Annotated in this window: 1 protein-coding gene; it reads left to right on the forward strand. The window is 66.4% G+C overall.

Annotated elements, in window-relative coordinates:
- A partial coding sequence (locus tag ACMUOY_RS20430) for a hypothetical protein (RefSeq protein WP_413894552.1) occupies positions 1–229 on the forward strand: 229 nt, incomplete at both ends.

Genomic DNA, 229 nt, shown 5'->3' on the forward strand with positions numbered 1-229 from the left:
CGCCGCCGGGGTCTACACGGTCAACCTGACAGTAACAAATGCTGCCGGTTCCGATATACTGACCCGCGCGGGCTACATCACCGTCAGCCAGGGTGGCGGCGGTGGAGGAGGCGGTGGCGGTGGCGGTGGCGGTGGCGGTGGCGGTGGCGGCGGGACTGTCGTCAAGGCAGAAGAGGTTGTCGGATCCGCTTCACTCCAGACTGATGCATCCGGCCAGCTCCTGACGTCA

It is taken from the genome of Candidatus Skiveiella danica (assembly GCF_022705245.1).
Lineage (GTDB): Bacteria > Pseudomonadota > Gammaproteobacteria > Burkholderiales > Burkholderiaceae_C > Skiveiella > Skiveiella danica.